This is a genomic window from Pseudomonas urethralis, assembly GCF_021602465.1.
Taxonomy (GTDB): domain Bacteria; phylum Pseudomonadota; class Gammaproteobacteria; order Pseudomonadales; family Pseudomonadaceae; genus Aquipseudomonas; species Aquipseudomonas vlassakiae.
The window spans coordinates 135648-155333 of sequence record NZ_BQIJ01000005.1; the positions used below are offsets into that span (position 1 = coordinate 135648).

17 protein-coding genes are annotated in these 19686 nt (G+C 64.0%); 6 read left to right on the forward strand and 11 right to left on the reverse strand.

Annotated features, from left to right (window positions below; genetic code table 11):
* The 4 genes from mutL to L6D64_RS10480 are packed head-to-tail and all read right to left on the reverse strand — an operon-like array spanning position 1 to position 4650.
* Positions 1–1890: a DNA mismatch repair endonuclease MutL gene (mutL, locus tag L6D64_RS10465; protein ID WP_176510002.1), complete on the reverse strand. Its 1890-nt coding sequence runs from the start codon at positions 1888–1890 to the stop codon at positions 1–3.
* Positions 1887–3317, reverse strand: coding sequence for an N-acetylmuramoyl-L-alanine amidase (locus L6D64_RS10470; protein WP_176510001.1), 1431 nt, complete (start codon positions 3315–3317; stop codon positions 1887–1889). Before L6D64_RS10470 ends, mutL begins: the two co-directional genes overlap by 4 nt.
* An 11-nt stretch (positions 3318–3328) precedes the next feature.
* A complete protein-coding gene (gene tsaE, locus L6D64_RS10475) occupies positions 3329–3802 on the reverse strand; it encodes a tRNA (adenosine(37)-N6)-threonylcarbamoyltransferase complex ATPase subunit type 1 TsaE (RefSeq protein WP_054887867.1) in 474 nt (157 codons plus the stop codon).
* Positions 3790–4650, reverse strand: a complete 861-nt coding sequence (locus tag L6D64_RS10480) for an NAD(P)H-hydrate dehydratase (RefSeq protein WP_176510000.1) — start codon at positions 4648–4650, stop codon at positions 3790–3792. Before L6D64_RS10480 ends, tsaE begins: the two co-directional genes overlap by 13 nt.
* 64 nt (positions 4651–4714) lie before the next feature.
* On the opposite strand from L6D64_RS10480, the gene queG reads away from it, so the two are divergent.
* Complete coding sequence (gene queG / locus L6D64_RS10485; RefSeq protein ID WP_176509999.1) at positions 4715–5794, forward strand: tRNA epoxyqueuosine(34) reductase QueG; 1080 nt, start codon at positions 4715–4717, stop codon at positions 5792–5794.
* Positions 5795–5859: 65 nt separating this feature from the next.
* On the opposite strand, the gene L6D64_RS10490 is transcribed toward queG, so the two are convergent.
* Together L6D64_RS10490 and orn are read right to left on the reverse strand one after the other, a co-directional pair.
* Positions 5860–6471 (reverse strand): trimeric intracellular cation channel family protein, encoded by a 612-nt coding sequence (locus L6D64_RS10490; RefSeq protein ID WP_054887870.1) that lies wholly within the window; start codon positions 6469–6471, stop codon positions 5860–5862.
* A 91-nt stretch (positions 6472–6562) separates the two neighbouring features.
* Positions 6563–7105 carry an oligoribonuclease gene (orn, locus tag L6D64_RS10495; protein WP_176509998.1) on the reverse strand — a complete coding sequence of 181 codons (543 nt, stop codon included), beginning with the start codon at positions 7103–7105 and terminating at the stop codon, positions 6563–6565.
* Positions 7106–7246: 141 nt separating this feature from the next.
* On the opposite strand from orn, the gene rsgA reads away from it, so the two are divergent.
* Positions 7247–8278: a small ribosomal subunit biogenesis GTPase RsgA gene (gene rsgA / locus L6D64_RS10500; RefSeq protein WP_054887872.1), complete on the forward strand. Its 1032-nt coding sequence runs from the start codon at positions 7247–7249 to the stop codon at positions 8276–8278.
* 40 nt (positions 8279–8318) lie between these two features.
* Here rsgA and motB read toward each other — a convergent pair whose 3' ends face one another.
* Both motB and motA read right to left on the reverse strand, forming a co-directional pair.
* Positions 8319–9353, reverse strand: coding sequence for a flagellar motor protein MotB (gene motB / locus L6D64_RS10505; RefSeq protein ID WP_176509997.1), 1035 nt, complete (start codon positions 9351–9353; stop codon positions 8319–8321).
* Between the two features lie 3 nt (positions 9354–9356).
* Positions 9357–10208 carry a flagellar motor stator protein MotA gene (motA, locus tag L6D64_RS10510; RefSeq protein ID WP_054887874.1) on the reverse strand — a complete coding sequence of 284 codons (852 nt, stop codon included), beginning with the start codon at positions 10206–10208 and terminating at the stop codon, positions 9357–9359.
* 130 nt (positions 10209–10338) lie between these two features.
* Between motA and L6D64_RS10515 the strand changes: the two genes are divergently transcribed.
* From L6D64_RS10515 to asd, 3 genes are read left to right on the forward strand one after another with little or no spacing between them, the layout of a single operon-like run.
* Positions 10339–11874 carry an HDOD domain-containing protein gene (locus tag L6D64_RS10515; protein ID WP_176509996.1) on the forward strand — a complete coding sequence of 512 codons (1536 nt, stop codon included), beginning with the start codon at positions 10339–10341 and terminating at the stop codon, positions 11872–11874.
* Between the two features lie 44 nt (positions 11875–11918).
* On the forward strand, positions 11919–12746 hold the full coding sequence (locus tag L6D64_RS10520; protein WP_176509995.1) for a rhodanese-like domain-containing protein: 828 nt from the start codon (positions 11919–11921) through the stop codon (positions 12744–12746).
* Positions 12743–13606 carry an archaetidylserine decarboxylase gene (asd, locus tag L6D64_RS10525; RefSeq protein WP_176509994.1) on the forward strand — a complete coding sequence of 288 codons (864 nt, stop codon included), beginning with the start codon at positions 12743–12745 and terminating at the stop codon, positions 13604–13606. Before L6D64_RS10520 ends, asd begins: the two co-directional genes overlap by 4 nt.
* A gap of 50 nt (positions 13607–13656) precedes the next feature.
* Here asd and serB read toward each other — a convergent pair whose 3' ends face one another.
* A complete protein-coding gene (gene serB / locus L6D64_RS10530) occupies positions 13657–14871 on the reverse strand; it encodes a phosphoserine phosphatase SerB (RefSeq protein ID WP_054887878.1) in 1215 nt (404 codons plus the stop codon).
* 135 nt (positions 14872–15006) lie between these two features.
* Between serB and L6D64_RS10535 the strand changes: the two genes are divergently transcribed.
* Entirely contained in the window at positions 15007–16464 is a 1458-nt protein-coding gene (locus L6D64_RS10535) for an AhpA/YtjB family protein (protein WP_176509993.1), read from the forward strand.
* 74 nt (positions 16465–16538) lie between these two features.
* On the opposite strand, the gene L6D64_RS10540 is transcribed toward L6D64_RS10535, so the two are convergent.
* Both L6D64_RS10540 and parC read right to left on the reverse strand, forming a co-directional pair.
* Positions 16539–17249: a PqiC family protein gene (locus tag L6D64_RS10540; protein WP_176509992.1), complete on the reverse strand. Its 711-nt coding sequence runs from the start codon at positions 17247–17249 to the stop codon at positions 16539–16541.
* A 174-nt stretch (positions 17250–17423) separates the two neighbouring features.
* Entirely contained in the window at positions 17424–19682 is a 2259-nt protein-coding gene (parC, locus tag L6D64_RS10545) for a DNA topoisomerase IV subunit A (RefSeq protein WP_176509991.1), read from the reverse strand.
* Positions 19683–19686: the final 4 nt, after the last annotated feature.

The following is a 19686-nucleotide window of genomic DNA, read 5'->3' on the forward strand; positions in this document are numbered from 1 at the left end:
TCATCGACCGCGCAGGAATAGTTTGTCCAGGTCGTCCAGGCCCATCTGGGTCCAGGTCGGACGGCCGTGGTTGCACTGGCCGCTGCGCTCGGTATTTTCCATGTCGCGCAGCAGGGCGTTCATCTCGGGAATGGCCAGGCGCCGGTTGGCGCGCACGGCGCCATGGCAGGCCATGGTGCCAAGCAGTTCGTTGAGGTGCGCCTGGATGCGGTCGCTGGTGCCGTACTCCATCAGGTCGGCGAGCACATCCTGAACCAGGCGATTGGCCTCGGCCTGCTTGAGCAGTGCCGGGATCTGGCGAATCGCCAGCGTCTCGGGCCCCAGGCGCTGCAGCTCGAAACCCAGGCGCTGGAACCACTGGCTGTGCTCCTCGGCACAATCGGCCTCGCGCTGGCTCAATGCCAGGGTTTCCGGCACCAGCAGCGGCTGGCCGCTCAGGCCTTCGCTGGCCATCGCCACCTTGAGGCGCTCGTACATGATGCGCTCGTGGGCCGCGTGCATGTCCACCAGCACCAGGCCGACGGCATTCTCGGCGAGGATGTAGATGCCTTTGAGCTGCGCCAGGGCATAGCCCAGCGGCGGAATGTCCCCTTGGCTTTCCGGCAGCGTCGAAGCAGCTGGCGCATTATCGTTCAGTGGCTTGTAGAACTCGCGGTAGACCGCCTGCGCCTCGGCGACCGGCAGCGGCTGCGCCGGGCGCGGGGTGTACTGGTACTGGTATCCGGCGCCACTGCCGCCATTGGCAATGGAACGCTGCGGCTGTTCGAGCACTGGCGAGGCCAGGCGCATTTCACCCTGCGGGCCGAACTCGCCGACTTGCAGCCCTGTCGGGCGAACCACTTCAGGCACGGCAGCAGGCGCGGCCAGCTGATCTTCAGGGCGCACGTCAGCCAGGGCACGGTGCAGCGTGCCATAGAGGAAGTCATGCACCGAGCGGCCTTCGCGGAAGCGCACTTCGTGCTTGGTCGGGTGCACGTTGACGTCGACGCCGTTCGGCTCGAGCTCGAGGAACAGCACGAACGTCGGGTGCCGGCCGTTGAACAGGACATCGCGATAGGCCTGGCGCACGGCGTGGGCGACCAGTTTGTCGCGCACCGCACGGCCATTGACGAAGAAATACTGCAAGTCGGCCTGGCTGCGCGAAAACGTCGGCAGGCCGACCCAGCCCCACAGTCTCAGGCCATTGCGCTCGACGTCGATGGGCAGCGCCTGCTCCATGAAACCCGGGCCGCAAATCGCGCCCACCCGCCTTGCACGGGCAGCTTCGTCATGAGCCTCATGCAGGCTGAGGATGCTCTTGCCGTTGTGGCGCAGATGGAAGCCGACATCGAAGCGGGCCAGGGCCAGGCGGCGGATGACTTCCTGAAGGTGATCGAACTCGGTCTTTTCGGCCTTGAGGAACTTGCGCCGGGCCGGGGTATTGAAGAACAGGTCGCGTACTTCCACCGAAGTGCCGACCGGATGTGCGGCGGGTTGCACGCGCGGGGTCATGTCGCGGCCTTCGGTCTCGACCTGCCAGGCCTCACTTGCGCTGGCGGTGCGCGACGTGAGGGTCAGGCGCGCCACCGAGCTGATCGATGCCAGCGCCTCCCCCCGGAAGCCCAGGCTCAATACGCCCTCAAGGTCTTCCAGTTCACGAATCTTGCTGGTGGCGTGACGGGCCAGGGCCAGCGGCAGGTCATCAGCGGAAATGCCGCTGCCATCGTCGCGCACCCGGAGCAGTTTCACACCGCCCTGCTCGACCTCCACGTCGATGCGCCGGGCACCGGAGTCCAGGCTGTTTTCCAGCAGTTCCTTGGCCACCGATGCCGGCCGCTCGACCACTTCGCCCGCAGCGATCTGGTTAGCCAGCCGCGGGCTGAGCAGCTGGATGCGCGAACCACCACTCATTGCGAAGCCAGCGTGGTAGCGGGAATATCGAGGTGCTGGCCGACCTTCAGCTCATCGGTCTTCAGGCTGTTGGCGCTGCGCAGGCTGGTCACGCTGACCTGATAGCGCACGGCGAGCATCGCCAGGGTTTCGCCAGGGCGGACGGTGTGCTCACGTGGCCCCTGGGCAATCTTGCCGCTATCACGCAGCCAGGCGATATAGGTGCCTGGCGGCGGGTTCTGCTGGAAGTACTGGCGCACGCCGGTATGGATCGAGCGCGCCAAGGCCTGCTGATGGCTGGCGGTGGCCAGCTTGGCCGCCTCGTTGTTGTTCGAGATGAACCCGGTTTCAACGAGGATCGACGGGATGTCCGGCGACTTCAACACCATGAAGCCTGCCTGTTCCACCCGTTGCTTGTGCAGCGAGGTGACACGCCCCATGTTGCCGAGCACCTTTTGCCCGACGTTCAGGCTGGAGCTCAACGTGGCCGTCATCGACAGGTCAAGCAGCACGCCCGCAAGCATACGGTCCTTGTCGTCGAGGCTGACGTTGCCGGCGCCCCCGATCAGGTCGGAACGGTTTTCCGTGTCGGCCAGCCAGCGCGCGGTCTCGGACGTTGCACCACGGTCGGACAGGGCGAACACCGAGGCGCCAAAGGCAGCGCGCGACGGTGCGGCGTCAGCGTGGATCGAGATGAACAGGTCGGCACCCTTCTTGCGGGCGATCTCGGTACGTTTGCGCAGCGGGATGAAGTAATCACCGGTGCGCGTCAGCTCGGCGCGGTAGCCCTTTTCGGTGTTGATCTGGCGCTGCAGTTCCTTGGCGATCTGCAGCACGATGTCTTTTTCGTGCTGGCCACGCGAGCCGGATGCACCCGGGTCTTCGCCGCCGTGCCCGGCATCGATGGCGACCACGATGTCACGCTTGCCACTCGGCACCGGCGGCAGCTTGATTGCCGGCTGAGCCGGGCTCACCGGTACTGCAGGCGTGGTTGCCGGGGTCTGTACCGGCGTGGGCGGCGGGGTCGGTGCAGTGGCGGCTATGGCGTCGGCTTCCTGGTCGTACAGGTCGACCACCAAGCGGTTGCCGTACTGGGCATTGGGCGCCAGGGTAAAGCTCTTGGGCGTGACCGACTTTTTCAGGTCGACCACCACACGCAGGTCGGTAGGGGTACGTTGGGCCGAGCGCACGCTGCTGATCGGGGTGTTTGCGGTCGACACGTTCAGCGGCGCGGCCAACGTCGCGCCATTGATGTCGATCACCAGGCGGTCGGGTGCGCTGAGGGTGAAGACGCTATGCTGCACGGGGCCGGACAGATCGAAGACCAACCGCGTGTTGTCCGGCGCGCGCCACAGGCGCACGCTCTTGACTTGAGTGACGGCCAGAGCGTCAACGGTCACCGCTGTCAGCAGCAATCCAACGACAGCGACCAGTGCGCGTATGCGCATACCTACCCCACTTACTGTTTATAGTGTTCGGCCAGTGCGGTGCACCAGGCCTCGCCGCGAGCCCCCTGCGGCGTAAGGTCAAGCGAGCGGCCGCTCGCTTGGGGGCTTATGGTAATGGTCAGGTCGGGCTTTGGCAAAACGCCCGCACCCTTTTGTGGCCATTCGAACAGGCACAGTGGGTCACCTTCGAAATAGTCACGAATCCCCATGAACTCCAGCTCTTCCGGATCGACCAGGCGATACAGGTCGAAATGGAAGGCGCGCACCTCACCGATTTCGTAGGGTTCTACCACGGTGAACGTAGGGCTTTTCACTGCACCAGTATGGCCCAGCCCACGAATCAGGCCACGCGAGAGGGTGGTCTTGCCCGCCCCCAGGTCGCCTTCCAGAAAAATCACGCCGCGACCGCCGGTCACCTCGGCCAGTTTTGCGCCGAACGCGACCGTGGCCGCTTCATCGGCCAGCAACAGGGTTAAGCCAGACACGCAGAATGCTCCTCCAACAACTCACGAATGACCGGCGCCAGATCACTGGCTGCCAGGCCTCTACCTCTGACGCCCAGGCGCTCCCCTGCACAGGCGTGCAGCCATACGCCCAGGCCCGCCGCGCTCCAGGCGTCCAGCCCTTGGGCCAGCAACGCCGCCAGCACGCCGGTGAGCACGTCCCCCAACCCGGCACCGGCCATCGCCGGATGCCCCCGCTCGCACAGCGCCAGCTGGCCGGTCGGGTCCGCCACCAGGGTGCCGGCGCCCTTGAGCACGCAGACACTGGCATAGCGCCGCGCCAGCTTGCGCGCCGCACCCGGGCGATCAGCCTGCACTGCCTCGGTGGATATGCCTAGCAGCCGCGCCGCCTCGCCCGGGTGCGGGGTAAGGATGCTGCCGCTGGGCAGCGCCAGTGGCGTGCGTGCCAGCAGGTTCAGCGCGTCGGCATCCCACACCTGCGGCCGCTCGGCATTGGCCACCGCAGACAGCAGGCTGCGGCCCCAGGCGGCCTGGCCCAGGCCGGGGCCCACCACCAGCACCGAAGCACGCTCCAGCACACCGATCAACTGATTGGCGGACTCGACCCCCAGGCACATGCTCTCCGGCATGCGCGCCAGCCCGGCCACGACGTGCTCCGGGCGTGTCGCCACACTGACCAGCCCGGCACCGCAGCGCAGCGCGGCCTCGGCACTGAGCAGCACGGCACCGCCGGTGCCCAGGTCGCCACCGACGACCAGCACATGGCCGAAGTCGCCTTTATGGGCATGCGCATGACGCGCCGGCAGGTGTGCGACGGTCACGCTGCTGAGCAGTTGCGGGGCGTTGCTGGGGTGTTTGGTCTGCGGCATGGGGTCAAAGGCTCCAATGTCTGGCAGAATTATACGCACCTGAGCCCGTATTGCCTGCCTATCCATGTCCGCCTGTACTCCTGACCTCGCCCAACTGGCCCAATCCATCAAGATCTGGGGCCAGGAGCTGGGTTTTGCCCACGTTGGTATCGCCGGGGTCGACCTTGGCGAACACGAACAGCACCTGCAACGCTGGCTCGACGCCGGCTACCAGGGTGAAATGGAGTACCTCGGCGCCCATGGCAGCAAGCGCACACACCCTGACCAGCTGATTCCAGGCACGGTACGCGTGGTCTCGCTGCGCATGGACTACCTGCCGGGTGACACGCAAATGGCACAACGCCTGGCGCAACCGGAAAAGGCCTACGTGTCGCGCTACGCCCTGGGCCGCGACTACCACAAGCTGGTGCGCAAGCGCGTGCAGTTTCTGGCAGACCGCATCCAGGAAGCGATCGGCCCGTTCGGCTACCGCGCCTTCGTCGACAGCGCCCCGGTGCTGGAAAAGGCCCTGGCCGAGCAGGCCGGGCTGGGCTGGATCGGCAAGAACACGTTGCTGCTCAACCGCAAGGCCGGCAGCTACTTCTTCCTTGCCGAACTGTTCGTCGACCTGCCGCTGCCGGTGGACGAAGCGCATACCAGTGAACACTGCGGGCGCTGCCAGGCATGCCTGGACGTCTGCCCGACCCAGGCTTTCGTCGGGCCCTACGTGCTGGATGCGCAGCGCTGCATCTCCTACCTGACCATCGAGCTGCGCGGGCCCATTCCGGTAGAGCTGCGCTCGATGATGGGCAATCGGGTGTTTGGCTGCGATGACTGCCAGATCGTCTGCCCGTGGAATCGCTTTGCCAATTACAGCCAGGAGCAAGACTTCCAGCCGCGGCATGGGCTGGAGAATGCCGAGCTGGCCGAAATGTTCCTCTGGGACGAGCGCACCTTCCTGCGCAAGACCGAAGGCGGGCCGTTGCGGCGTGCGGGGTATGAGCGGTTCTTGCGCAACCTGGCGGTGGGGCTGGGCAATGCGCCTTCGACAATCCCGGTGATCGAGGCGCTGAAAGCCCGCCGGGAGGACCAATCGGAGCTGGTGCGCGAGCATGTCGAGTGGGCCCTGGCACGGCATGGCGTTGAAGGGGGTGAGGGCCGCTAGGCGTATGCCTTGATGGTGATGGCGCTCGATCTCACAGGCCCAGCAACCCCTCAAGGCAAGCGTACCTACTGCTGGTCGTTGTAATGAAACTTGGGCATTTCCCAATGGAAACGAATCGCCAGCAAACGCACCAGGAAGCCGCCGAACAAGGTCAGCAGCATCGCCTGCTCCGCCGGTAGCTTGAAGTAAACGCAGCCCAGGTAGAACCACGCCGCCGCGAACGACACGCTGGCGTACAGCTCGCGACGGAACACCAACGGGATGTCGTTACAGAAGATATCCCGCAGGATCCCGCCAAACACCCCGGTGATCACCCCGCTGATCGATGCCACCAGCATGCCCTGCCCCATCTCCAGCGCAGTCATGCAGCCAATCAGGGTGAAGGCCACCAGGCCCAGGGCATCCAGCACCAGGAACAGCGAACGCAAACGGCGCATCATCGGCGCGATGAAAATCGTCAGCAGTGCGGCAAAGCTGGTCAGCACCAGGTATTCCGGGTGCTTCACCCAGGTCAGCGGGTAATGCCCCAGCAACACGTCGCGCACCGAGCCGCCACCCAGGGCAGTGACGCAGGCGATCAGCACGACGCCAAACCAGTCCATGCCGCGACGGCCGGCGGACAGGGCACCGGTCATGGCTTCGGCGGTGATGGCGATCAGGTAGAGCATCAACAACATGGCGCGGGTCCGTACGGAAAAGGCGCGCAGTCTAACCAGTTGCCCGAGGCACCAAAAGAGGGCGCAAGCACAATATCTGCGCCCTTTCGGCTCATACCTTGATGAAATGCTCGCGGTAGTGACGCAGTTCGGCGATCGACTCGCGGATATCGTCCAGCGCCAGGTGGGTGCTGCCCTTCTTGAAACTGTCACGCACATCCGGCGCCCAGCGCGCGGCCAGCTCCTTCAGGGTGGAAACATCGAGGTTGCGATAGTGGAAGTAGTTTTCCAGGCCGCGCATGTGCCGATAGAGGAAGCGGCGATCCTGGCAGATGCTGTTGCCGCAGATTGGCGACTTGCCTTTGGGCACCCATTGTTCGAGGAAAGCGATGGTCTGCGCTTCGGCTTCGGCCATGCCGATCTTGCTGTCACGCACGCGCTGGGTCAGGCCCGAGGCACCGTGGGTGCGGGTGTTCCACTCGTCCATGCGCGCCAGCACTTCGTCACTGTGGTGGATGGCGATCACCGGGCCTTCGGCCAGGGTGTTCAGCTCGCTGTCGGTGACGATGGTGGCCATCTCGATGATGACGTCGTGGTCCGGGTCCAGGCCGGTCATTTCCAGATCGATCCAGATCAGGTTCTGTGGGTTCTGCATGAAGGGGCTCCTCGTATAGGCCGTCATATTAGCCTAGCGACGCCGGCCTGCGCATGCGCGGTGCAAAGGTAACCAGAATGGTCTGCGAGCGGGCGTGCTAAACTGCCTGCCGTTTTCAACTTGCCCCACCTTGGAAGGTCCATGGCCAAACGCCAGCTCAATCGTCGCCAGAACTGGCGTATCGAAAAAATCCAGAACGAACGCGCCGCTCGCGCCGCCAAACGCGAGCAGCACGTGCTGCAAGAGCTGGAGGGCGGGGACCTGGGGCCGGAACAACTGGGCCTGGTGATCGCTCACTTCGGTGTGCAGGTCGAGGTAGAAGCCCAGGACGGCGAAGCCGCCGGCCAGGTATTTCGCTGCCACCTGCGGGCCAACCTGCCGGCACTGGTCACTGGCGACCGCGTAGTCTGGCGCGCTGGCAACCAGGGCATCGGCGTGATCGTCGCGCAGATGCCGCGCAGCACCGAACTGTGCCGGCCGAACAACCACGGCCAGCTCAAGCCGGTCGCGGCCAACGTCGACCTGATCGTGATCGTCTTCGCCCCGGCGCCGGAGCCACACCCGAACCTGATCGACCGTTACCTGGTGGCTGCCGAGCACGCCGGCATCCGCCCGCTGCTGCTGCTGAACAAGGCCGACCTGATCGACGACCAGAACGGCCCTGGCCTGCATGCGCTGCTAGAGGTCTACCGCGAACTGGGCTATCCGCTGCTTGAGGTCTCCGCACACCACGGCGACGGCATGCAACGCCTGCAGCAGATGCTCGACGGGCACATCAGTGTGTTCGTCGGCCAGTCGGGCGTGGGCAAGTCGTCGCTGGTCAATAGCCTGCTGCCAGATGCCGGCACCCGCGTAGGCGAGCTGTCCGAATGGTCTGGCCAGGGTCAGCACACCACCACCACGGCTCGGCTGTATCACTTCCCTAACGGCGGCGACCTGATCGACTCGCCGGGCATCCGCGAATTCGGCCTCGGCCATGTCAGCCGCGACGACGTCGAAGATGGCTTCATCGAGTTTCGCGACCTGTTCGGTACCTGTCGCTTCCGCGACTGCAAGCATGATCGCGAACCAGGGTGCGCACTGCTCAAGGCACTCGAAGAAGGCCGTATCAAGCCGCAGCGGATGAACAGCTACCGCTCGATCATCGCCAGCCTGCCAGAAGACAGCTTCTGATTTGCAAGGACGAACCTGAGGGCACTTTGTGCCCCCAATGCTACTGGTCCTTTTGCTCATCCATCTTCAAGGTTCCATCCTCGAAGATATTCAGCTTCTGGCGCAGCTCACGCGGCTGCATCGGCGCCTGGGCGGCAGCATCACCTGTCGTCGGGGCTGCCGGGGCTGCTGCCCCGGGCGCCGCACCTGCAGGCGCAGCTGGTTGCGCTGGCGCCTCGGGCGCGCCCTGCTCACCCTCGATGTTGCGCTGCGCCTTCTTGGTCAGGACGATGATGTCGATACGGCGGTTGACCGGGTTGAACGGGTTCTTGCGGTCGAACAGCGATGACGAGGCATACCCCACCACCCGCGCCACCTGGCCGTCCGGGTAGCCACCGGCAACCAGGGCTCGACGCGCGGCGTTGGCGCGGTTGGCCGACAGCTCCCAGTTACCGAAATCGCCGGTGCCGGCGTACGGCTTGGCATCGGTGTGGCCGCTGATGCTGATCTTGTTCGGCACCGCCTTGATGGTGTCGGCCATGGCCAGCAGGATGTCCTCGAAATACGGCTGCAGGCGCGCACTGCCGATGTCGAACATCGGCCGGTTCTCAGCGTCCATGATCTGGATGCGCAGGCCGTCCTGGGTGATCTCGAACAGGATCTGGTCCTTGAACTTCTGCAGCTGCGGGTTTTCCTCAACCTTGTTCTGCAGTTCCTGCAACAGCAGTTCGAGGCGTTCGCGCTCGACCTGTTCGGCCATGGTCTCGACCTGGTCCTTGTCCAGCTGGATGCTGGTATCAGGCGTAGGTTCGGACTTCATTTCCGGGTTGATGGTCTTTTCCGGCGCCATCTGCGGCGAGCCGCCCAGGTCGATGACGTAAGGCGTGCCACTTTCGGAAAAACCGATCGGGTCCTTGAAGTAGCCGGCAATGGCGATCTTTTGTTCAGGCGTAGCCGTGGATAACAGCCACAGCACCAGGAAGAACGCCATCATCGCCGTGGCAAAGTCGGCGAAGGCGATCTTCCAGGCACCGCCATGGTGCCCGCCACCGAAGCGCTTGACGCGCTTGATGATTATCGGCTGATTGTTCTCCATGACTCAGCGACCGCGAACCGCTTGTTCCAGCTCGGCGAAGCTTGGGCGATGCTTCGGATACAGCACCTTGCGCCCGAACTCGACGGCCAGCGAAGGCGGCATGCCGGAAGCCGAGGCCACCAGCGAGGCCTTGATCGACTCATAGAGATTGAGCTCTTCCTTGGCATCGTGCTCAAGGCACTTGGCCAGCGGGCCGAAGAAACCATAGGCGGCGAGAATACCGAAGAAGGTACCGACCAGCGCCGCACCGACGTGCAGGCCGATCGACTTCTGGTCACCATCACCCAGCGATGCCATGGTCACCACGATACCCAATACCGCCGCGACGATACCGAAGCCGGGCATGCCATCGGCGATGCCGCTGACGGCGTGAGACGGGTGCTCGAGCTCTTCCTTCATGCTCAGCAGCTCCATGTCGAACAGGCCTTCGAGCTCATGGGGCGCCATGTTGCCGGTGGACATGATGCGCAGGTAGTCGCAGATGAACGCGGTCATGCGCTCATCGCCCAGCACTGCCGGGTACTTGGCGAAGATCGGGCTGGCGGCGGCGTCTTCGATATCGCTCTCGATCGCCATCATGCCTTCGCGGCGGCTCTTGTTGAGGATTTCGTACACCAGGCCCAGCACTTCCAGGTAGAACGTATGGGTGAAGCGAGAGCCGAACATCTTCATCGACTTCTTGATTACATGCATGGTCATGTAACCCGGGTTCGCCTGCATGAAGGCGCCAAAGGCTGCACCGCCAATGATCAGCACTTCGAACGGCTGGATCAGCGCCGCGATCTTGCCGTGGGAGAGTACATATCCGCCGAGCACGCTCGCGAATACGACGATGATGCCGATAATTTTAGCCATAGGATCAAAGCACTTGCTGTCGTGGTCAGGGAGAGGGACGGGAGCTTTAAAACTCTTCTTCTACTTATCGGCAGAACTGCGCCAGACTATAGCCACTCAAAGCGAAAAGCCAGTTCGGACTGATGCCAAAATGCCAATGGAATCCAAGGTGCCCACTCAGAATCCGCGTACCCTAGAGGCCTGGGTCAAGCTGCTTGATGGTGTTCGCGTGCCGGTACCCAAGCAGAGTTACGATCGGGTAATGGCCGCGATCAACGACAGTCGCCGCTCGTTGCGCGACATCGCCGAACTGATGCAGGACAGTCCCGCCCTGGTGCTGTCGGTGATGCGCGAGGCCAACCACCCCGCCAACGCCAGCCAGGCCGAACCGGCTGAAAGCCTGGAAATTGCCCTGAACCGCCTGGGCCTGGCACGTAGCAGGGAACTGCTGATGCGCCTGCCCGCCGTACCGGAAGACGACATCCCGCCGGTGCTGCGCCAATTCCTGTTGATCAGCCAGCATGCCGCACAACAGGCCAGCGGCCTTTTCGCCAGCCGCCTGGCGCGCCTGTGGCAGGAAATCCACTGGGGCAGCCTGCTGTTCCTCGCCCCTCTGTGGCCACTGGCCCTGGCCTACCCCAAGCTGCTTGACGCCTGGGAGCTGCGGGTCATCCACAAGGGCGAAACCGCGGCCGACGTGGAGCAGGAACTGTTCGGCGTGCGCATCTTCGCCCTGTGCCAGGCGATGGCCGAACACTGGCGCCTGCCCAAATGGGTGACCCAAGGCTATCGCCTGCTGCTCGAAGAACGCGACCAACTGGCCTCGGTACTGAGCATCGCCCGTGAAGAAGACCTGCTCAACCAGCAGCATCGCCTGGACGAGGCACCCGGATTGCGCCGCTGGTTCAACGAACCGGCCAACACCGTACTGCTGGCCAACAACCTGGCGCTGGCAGCCCAGGTCGGCTGGGACAACCCTCATTTGTTGCGCTGGCAACTGCTGACCGCGCTCTACCTGCAAACCTCCCTGGAAGACGTGCAGCAGCAGGTGCACCAACAAGCCGCCGCCAGCGCCCGGCGTCACGCCAGGCATGCACTGTTCCACCCCGCCGAAGCGCTGATCTGGCCTTGGCAGCAGCGTCGCCCGCACCCGGACATGCTCACGCCGCCACCACCCTCCAGCGACGACCTCGGCCGCTGGCGCAAGCTGTGCCAGGCGTTGTTGGCGCAGCCCAGCCCGTTCACCAACGCCGTGCACCTGGCTACCCAGGCGCGCGAAGCCATGCTCGCCTGCGGCATGCAGCGCATCATGCTGCTGACGCTGGACCGTGCCAGCGACCACCTGCGCGTGCAGCAGACCGCCGGCCTGCCCCAGGAGGCCGCCGCCATGGACTTGCCCTTGGCGCAGAACAGACTGTTGCAAAAGCTCATGAGCAAAGCCGGCCAATTGCGCCTGACGCCCGACAATCACGCCCAGTTCTCGGCACTGCTACCGGCACCGTTGCAGGCACTGTTCCGCAGTGAGCACCTGCTGCTGCGGTCGCTGGCAGTCAGCGACCAGGTGCTGATGCTGGCCGTGGCCGACCAGGGCGGCAAGCCACTGACCGATGTCAGCGTGCAAGCCTTCGGCAAGACTTCGCAATGTATCGAGCGTGCGTTGGCGGTGTTTGCCAACCGCGGCGCCTGAGCCTTGCGCTACAATCGCCCCTCTTTCCACACTGGAGACCGTGGATGACTGACTTTTCCGGCCTGCCTTTGGTGATCGAAGCCGCAGACTTGCTGCCGCGCCTGGATTCACCCCAGTTGATCCTGGTCGACCTGAGCAGCGCCAACCGCTATGTCAGCGGCCACATCCCTGGCGCCCGCTTCGTCGAAGGCAAGCGCACCCAGCTCGGCCAGCCGCCGGCGCCCGGCCTGTTGCCGGCCCTGGGCGATCTGGAAAAGCTGTTCAGTGAACTGGGCCACCGTGACGATGCCGTCTACGTGGTATACGACGACGAAGGTGGCGGCTGGGCCGGGCGCTTCATCTGGCTGCTCGATGTGATCGGCCATTCGCGCTACCACTACCTCAATGGCGGCATCCAGGCCTGGCCGGCTGACAAGCTCTCCACCGACGTGCCAACGCCGGGCACTGCCCCCGTGCATCTGCAACTGCATAGCGAACCGACTGCCACGCGTGAGTACCTGCAAAGCCGCCTGGGCGAAAAAGACCTTGTGATCTGGGATGCCCGTGGCCCGCAGGAATTCAACGGCGAAAAAGTCCTGGCTGCCAAGGCCGGGCACATTCCCGGTGCCGTCAATTTCGAATGGACGGCCGGCATGGACCTCAACGACCATCTGCGTATCCGCAAGGACATCGCTGAAGTCCTGCAACAGTTGGGCATCACGCCGGACAAGGAAGTCATCACCCACTGCCAGACCCACCGCCGCTCCGGTTTCACCTACCTGGTGGCCAAGTCCCTCGGCTACCCACGCATCAAGGCCTATGCCGGTTCGTGGAGCGAATGGGGCAACCACCCGGACACGCCTGTCGAAGTTCAAGGACCATCAACCCAATGAAATCCCGTCTGTTCATCCTCAGCCAGTACCTGCTGCCGCACCATCTGCTGTCGCGCCTGGCTGGCTGTGTCGCCGAGTGCCGTGCGCGCTGGTTCAAGAACGCCTTCACCGCCTGGTTCGCCAAGCGTTACCAGGTGAACATGAGTGAAGCACTGGTCGAAGACCTCACCGCCTACGAGCACTTCAACGCTTTCTTCACTCGCGCCCTGAAACCCGGTGCACGCCCGCTCGACGAAACCCCGGGCGCCATCCTCTGCCCGGCCGATGGTGCGGTCAGCCAACTGGGCCCGATCGAACACGGGCGTATCTTCCAGGCCAAGGGCCACAGCTTCAGCGCGCTCGAGTTGCTCGGCGGTGACCCGGCCCTGGCCGCGCCGTTCATGGGCGGCGAGTTCGCCACCATCTACCTGTCGCCGAAGGACTACCACCGCGTGCACATGCCGCTGGCCGGCACCCTTCGCGAAATGGTCTACGTGCCAGGCCGCCTGTTCTCGGTCAACCAGACCACGGCCGAAAACGTTCCTGAGTTGTTCGCCCGCAACGAGCGTGTAGTGTGCCTGTTCGATACCGAGCGCGGCCCGATGGCGGTGGTGCTGGTGGGTGCCATGATCGTCGCCTCGATCGAAACCGTGTGGGCTGGCCTGGTCACCCCGCCGAAGCGCGAACTCAAGACCTTCCGTTACGACGAAGGCAGCCGTGCGCCGATCCACCTGGAAAAGGGTGCAGAGTTGGGCCGCTTCAAGCTGGGCTCGACCGCGATCGTGCTGTTCGGGCCCGAGCAGGTGAAATGGGCACAGACCCTGGGCGCAGGTTCCGCTGTGCGCATGGGTGAGCTGCTGGCGAGTCCTGCCCAGGCTTGACCCTCATAAAACAGGCCCTGCATGCGCATGCAGGGCCTTTTTTATGCGAATCAGCCGCGACCGTCGCGGTCGCGCAGGCCCAGCAGGTACAGCACGCCATCCAGCCCCAGGGTGGAAATCGCCTGCTTGGCCGACTGGCGCACCAGCGGCTTGGCGCGGAACGCTACGCCCAGGCCGGCCAGCGACAGCATCGGCAGGTCGTTGGCGCCATCACCCACGGCGATGGTCTGTTCCAGTTGCAGGCCTTCTTCACTGGCCAGCTGTTGCAGCAGGTCAGCCTTGCGCTGGGCATCGACGATCGGCTCCACGGCCACGCCGGTCACCTTGCCATCGACCACTTCCAGTTCGTTGGCGAACACGTAATCGATGCCCAGGCGCGCCTGCACCTGTTTGGCGAAGTACGAGAAGCCACCAGACAGGATCGCTGTCTTGTAGCCCAGGCGCTTGAGCTCGGCGAACAGGTTCTCGGCACCTTCGGTGAGGCGCAGGGAAGCACCGATCTCGTCGAGTACGCCGACATCCAGGCCCTTGAGCAGCGCCATCCGTTCCTTGAAGCTGGCGCGGAAATCCAGCTCGCCGCGCATGGCCCGCTCGGTGATCGCGGCAACCTGCTCGCCCACACCAGCGGCCTTGGCCAGTTCGTCGATGACTTCCGCCTCGATCAGCGTCGAGTCCATGTCGAATACCGCCAGGCGGCGATTGCGGCGGAACAGGTCGTCCTTCTGGAACGCGATGTCGACGTTCAGTTCTTCGGACAATGCGAAGAAGTCAGCCCGCAATGCCTGGGCGTCGCTCGGCACGCCACGCACGGAAATTTCCAGCGCCGCCTTGCTCTTCTCGCTCGAAGCGTTCAAGGCAACCCGCGCCGACAGGCGCTCGATACGCTCGATGGTCAGGCCATACTGGCTGATGACCGCACTGACGCGTTGCAACTGCTCGGGGGTGATCTTGCGGCTGAGCAGCGTCACGATATGACGTGCTTCGCCCTGGGCATCGGCCCAATGCTGGTAGTCGGCTTCGGAGATCGGCGTGTAACGCGCTTGCAGGTTCAGCTCGTGGGCTTTGGACTGCACGCTCTGCAGCAGGCTGGTAGCCACTTCGTTATCCGGGATATCGACCAGGATGCCGAACGATAGCGTGCCGTGCATGACCGCCAGGCCGATGTCGAGGATGTTCACACCGCCCTGGAGCAGGACGCCGGTGATGGCGGCGGTAAGACCCGGGCGGTCCTCACCGGTGATGTTGATCAGAACGATTTCGCGCACAACCTGGCTCCGACTTCGATGAAAAATGCGCATTCTACCGATTTTCCATGACCATCGGGCGCCAACTCTACTTTGCCGACAAAACACTGCTCGCTATACTGCCCAACACTTTTATGCCATTAAGAGCCGCGCTCTGTGAACCGGCCCACGCCCGTCAAAACCGACAACTTCTTCATAATGATCTTCCGAGCCCTGCGCCAACGTCGCGTGCCCCTGGCATTGCGTATCGCCACCACCAACATTTTCCTGGTGGCGCTGGCGCTGGTGATCTATGCCTGCGTGATGGGCCTGCAGTTCAAGCAGGCCATGCACGAGCAGGCCGACGCCCTCGGCCAGAGCCTGACCACCCAGACCGCCACCTCGGCAACCGAGCTGCTGGTGTCCAATGACATCCTCAGCCTCAATGTGTTGCTGGGCAACCTGGTGAAGAACCCGCTGGTGGCCCATGCGGCCATCTACAGCGTGGATAACCGCATCCTCGCCGAGGCTGGCCAGCGCCCGCGCAACAGCCTGCTGGGTGAAGCCGAAGGCCTGTACCAGACCAAGATCACGTTCCAGGACGTGACCGCCGGTCAGCTGCGCATCAGCCTGGACATGAGCCAGTTCCAGCAGCCGATGCTGATCAGCCTGCAGAGCATGGGCATCCTCGCCGCCATCCTGCTGGCGTTGGCGCTGAGCCTGAGCCTGCGCCAGGGCCGCCATATCACCCTGCCGCTGCTGCAACTGCGGGTGTGGCTGCGTGACCCGCACCCTTACACCCCGGCCATCGATCGCCAGGACGAGATCGGTGACATCGCTCGCCAGCTTCATGCACGCCTGGCACCACCACCTCCGCCCGAGCCGGAGCCGGAGGAAGAAGAAGACGAGTTCGACGACCTGCATCACGAGACCCCGGTCAAGCCCGCACAGCGAGCCAAGGCCGTGGTCCAGGCGGACGAGGATGACGACGCGGCCTTCGCCGGCCTGCTGGACGACGAGGAGCAAGCTGCTGCCAAACCTGTCATGGTCGAATCCGATGAACCGCAAAACACCGCCGTACTGGCCGTTCAACTGGGTTCCCAAGAGCAACTGCGTCGCCTGCCGCGCACACGCCTGACCGAGCTGCTGGAACGCTATCGCGGCTGCCTGGAGCAGGCTGCCTCGCTGTATGAAGGCGACATCCACACACTCAACGACGGCAGCACCCTGGTCCTGTTCCACAGCCGCGATTGCGGTGAGGACTACCTGACCAACGCCATCTGTTGTGGCGAGTTGCTGCGCGCGCTGGGCCACGCCCTGCAGATCGAAGTGGCCGACAGCGGCATCACCCTGCAATTGCAGCTGGGCCTGGCCCTGGGCGATGACCTGCAAGGGCTGGAGCAGGTCGACCTGCTGATGGCCGAAAAGGCTCAGGACGCGCTGGCGCTGTCGCAGCACAGCCGCAACCTGCTGCTGGTGGAGCGGCAGATCAGTGATGACGAGCTGATCCGCAAGCGCGCCCGCATCCGGCCGATTGCCAGCCCTGAAGGGGCATGCTGCGTGGAGCGCCTGATGGAGCCTTACCCGTCGATGCTGGAGCGCCAGTTGGCGCGGATGCACGAACGCCGGGCCTGATAGCGGCGCGTACAAAATCTTCAGCCACAAAAAAGCCCGCGAACATGCGGGCTTTTTTGTGGCTGGCGGTTCGATCAGAAGCGATAGACTTCCATATCGGTACGAATCGGCGAAGCCATCGGGATCTTCGACTTCTCAGGCTCTTTCTTGACCTGTACCGGCGCCGCCTGTTTCTTCGGTGCTTCTTCAACAACCGCAGGCTGATTGGCCAGCGGCTTGACCGCTGTGCTCAACTGCTCGGCAAGCTTCTGCAGCAACTGCCCCTGGGCTTGAACCTGGGACGACTCGCTGCCCTCATGGTGCTGCTCAAGGTGTACGATACGGTTGTCACGCACACGGCCACGACGATCGAGCAGGCGCCATTGCGCATCGAGAACCGCAGGCTGGTTCTTGCCCGAGTCCAGGCGAGTGATCGACAGCAGCACCTGCACGTCCGGAGTGAAGCCGGCGCTGGCCGGGGCCAGTACCACGCGCTGGCTGTCGAGACGCCACGCCAGTTGACGCACCAGCAACTGATCGATGTCCGCTGACAGGCTACCCGCCCAACGACCGTCGGTCGCCGAACTCAGGCTGCCATCGGCCTGACGCTGCAAGAAGGTTTCACGCTGCAGGTAATCGGCTATCGACACCGGGCCGAGTACCACGGCCATGCCCGCACTCTGTGAAGGCTGGCCAGGATCACCGCTGTCGAGTTGGTACAGGGCAACTGGCTGATGCATGCTGCACCCGCCCAGTCCCAGCAAACCCGTCATCAACAGCGCAAATGGAAGGCGCAGGAGTTTCATTCAACCCATCCAGGCGGTCGCACCAGGCAAACCGCAGTGATACTGATAGAGATTCAATCGGGCACACGGCCACGCCGGCACCGCAGGGGCACTATCATCCGCGAAATATCGGCGCGACTCCAGCATTTCTGCCTGGAACGGCGCTGAAATTGCCGTTCCAGACATTTCGTCGGATTATGCCGGCCCTTCCACCTGCAGGCTGTCGACCCGCTGGAAGCCCCGGGGCAGCTTGCTGCCGCGTCGGCCACGTTCGCCCTTGTAGTGCTCCAGGTCGTCTGGTTTAAGAGACAGGGTACGCTTGCCGGCCTGCAATACAAGGGTCGAGCCCTCGCCAATCACCGCCAGGTCGGTGACAAATTCTTCACGACTGGCGACCCGATCACCGGGCACACCGATGATCTTGTTACCCTTGCCTTTGCCCAGTTGTGGCAGGTCGGAAACCTTGAACACCAACAGGCGACCTTCGGTGGTGACCGCTGCCAGCCAGTCCTGTTCACGGTCGGCCACCGGGCGTGGGGTCATGACCTTGGCGCCGTTGGGCAAGCTGAGCAAGCCTTTGCCAGCCTTGTTCTTGGCCTGCAGGTCCTCACCCTTGACCACGAAGCCGTAACCGGCATCCGAGGCCACCACATACAGCGCCTCATCGTCTGGCAGCAGCACACATTCGAACGTTGCCCCGGGCGGGGGCGCCAGGCGGCCGGTCAGCGGTTCGCCCTGGCCTCGCGCCGATGGCAGGGTATGCGCGGCCACCGAATAACTGCGCCCGGTGGAGTCGATCAGCACGGCAAACTGGTTGGAACGGCCCGCAGCAGCAGCCTTGAAGCCGTCGCCGGCCTTGTAGGACAAGCCGGTAGCGTCGATGTCGTGGCCCTTGGCGCAGCGCACCCAGCCCTTTTCCGACAACACCACGGTGACCGGCTCGGTCGGCATCAGTTCGTTTTCCGACAGGGCCTTGGCTTCGGCGCGCTCGACGATGGGCGAGCGGCGGTCGTCGCCATAGGTTTCGGCATCCTTGATCAGTTCGCTGCGCACCAGCTTGCGCAGCTTGGCGTCGCTGCCCAGCAGGGCCAGCAGCTTGGCCTGCTCCTTGAGCAGTTCGTCCTGCTCGCCACGAATCTTCATCTCTTCCAGGCGCGCCAGCTGACGCAGGCGGGTCTCGAGGATGTAGTCGGCCTGGATCTCGGTCAGCTGGAAGCGCTCGATCAGGGCCTGCCTGGGGTGCTCTTCGGTGCGGATGATGTGGATCACTTCATCCAGGTTGAGGAACGCGGTGAGCAAGCCTTCCAACAGGTGCAGGCGCTTCTCGACCTTGTCCAGGCGGTGCTGCAGACGGCGGCGAACGGTGTTGGTGCGGAATTCCAGCCACTCCAGCAGCAGCGCCCGCAGGTTCTTCAGTTGCGGGCGACCGTCGAGGCCGATGATATTGACGTTGACCCGGTAGCTGCTTTCCAGGTCGGTGGTGGCGAACAGGTGCTGCATCAGTTCGTCGGCATCGACGCGGTTGGAGCGTGGGATGATGACGATACGGCACGGGTTCTCGTGGTCCGACTCGTCACGCAGGTCAGCGACCATCGGCAGCTTCTTGGCCTGCATCTGCGCGGCAATCTGCTCAAGCACCTTGGCCCCGGAGACCTGGTGCGGCAGCGCGGTGACAACGATGTCGCCATCCTCGACACGGTACACGGCGCGCATGCGGATCGAGCCACGACCGCTCTCATAGATCTTCTGGATTTCCGCACGCGGCGTAATGATCTCGGCTTCGGTCGGGTAGTCCGGCCCCTGGATGTGTTCGCACAGCTGCTCGATGGTGGCCTTGGGCTCGTCGAGCAGGCGCACACAGGCGCTGGCCACTTCACGCAGGTTGTGTGGCGGCACGTCGGTTGCCATGCCCACGGCGATACCGGTGGTACCGTTGAGCAGGATGTTCGGCAGGCGCGCCGGCAGTACCGCAGGCTCCTCCAGCGTGCCGTCGAAGTTCGGCACCCAGTCGACGGTGCCTTGGCCCACTTCGCTGAGCAGCACTTCCGAATAGCGCGACAGGCGTGCCTCGGTGTAACGCATGGCGGCGAACGACTTCGGGTCGTCCGGCGCCCCCCAGTTGCCTTGACCATCGACCAGGGTGTAGCGGTAGCTGAACGGCTGTGCCATCAGCACCATGGCTTCGTAGCAGGCCGAATCGCCGTGGGGGTGGAACTTGCCGAGCACGTCGCCGACGGTACGGGCAGACTTCTTGTGCTTGGCGTCGGCATTGAGCCCCAACTCGCTCATGGCATAGACGATGCGTCGCTGCACCGGCTTCAGGCCGTCGCCGATGTGTGGCAAGGCCCGGTCCATGATCACGTACATGGAATAGTTGAGGTAGGCCTGTTCGGTGAAGTCAGCCAGCGAGCGGCGTTCGACGCCGTCCAGGCTGAGTTCCAGTGAGTCGCTCATGCGG